Genomic DNA, 946 nt, shown 5'->3' with positions numbered 1-946 from the left:
CTCGCCAGATGAGCAAAGCCACAGGCATCTCGCCTGCCAGCGTGCAGCGCATCTGGCATGCATTCGGGCTCAAGCCGCCTCTGGACGAACCTTTAAGCTATCGGACGACCCGAACTTCGCCGATAAAGTTCATGACATCGTTGGGCTATACCTGAACTCACCGGATAAGGCTCTGGTGCTGTGTATTGATGAGAAAAGCCAGATCCAGGCCCTGGATCGAACCCAGCCAGGTCTGCCTTTGGCACCAGGCCATCCCGTAACTCGAACACAGGATTATCAGCGCTTTGGCACAGCGTCATTGTTTGCTGCGCTGGATGTTGCCACAGGCGAAGTGATCGGGCGTCTCAAGCGTTGTCATCGTAGCGCTGAGTTTGTGGAGTTCTTGAAGGCTATTGATGAAGAGATCTGTACTGACCTACCGTTTCACTTGATCATGGACAACTATACGGTACACAAGACCGATCAGGTAAAGGCCTGGCTAGCCGCACACCCTCGTTATCAGGTGCATTTCACCCCAACCTCGGCTTCCTGGCTAAACTTGGTAGAACGCTTTTTCTCGACCCTTAGCCAGAGATGGATCAAGCGGCAATCACATACCAGCGTAAGCGATCCTGAGCAGTCTATTAACCATTACCTGGCTACTTACAACTAGAACCCGAGGCTCTCTCCCGCTGGAGTAGGAGCGCTGGTGAAGTCCTGGCTTCGGTAGGTCGGGCAGCACGGGCTTTTCGCAGGAACTAATTAAACGTGTTTGTGATTCACCACGCTAGGTGTTAGGTCCCGGGAAGAAGGGGTTAGGATCGGTTAAAAAGAGCTGTGGTTGTTTATGCCATTGCCCGAGGATAAAGCCAATCGGTGTTTGCCCTTTCAAGGCGCGCAATGGACGAGCGCTGTTATACGCCCACAGATAATCCTTTATATGCTCCTGCAGCTGTTTAAGCGAGGC

General features: G+C 52.7%; 1 protein-coding gene and 1 pseudogene. One reads left to right on the top strand and one right to left on the bottom strand.

Annotated features, from left to right (window positions below; translation table 11 throughout):
• Positions 1–741, top strand: a pseudogene (locus IEX86_RS24730) (IS630 family transposase); the annotation flags it as partial.
• 25 nt (positions 742–766) lie between these two features.
• On the opposite strand, the gene IEX86_RS24725 reads toward IEX86_RS24730, so the two are convergent.
• A partial coding sequence (locus IEX86_RS24725; protein WP_188868726.1) for an IS3 family transposase occupies positions 767–946 on the bottom strand: 180 nt, incomplete at its 5' end.

The sequence above is a fragment of the Pseudomonas asuensis genome (genome assembly GCF_014646755.1).
GTDB classification, from domain to species: Bacteria; Pseudomonadota; Gammaproteobacteria; order Pseudomonadales; family Pseudomonadaceae; genus Chryseomonas; species Chryseomonas asuensis.
Note: the sequence above shows the minus strand (reverse complement) of the source record. Positions and strands in the feature narration are given on the sequence as shown.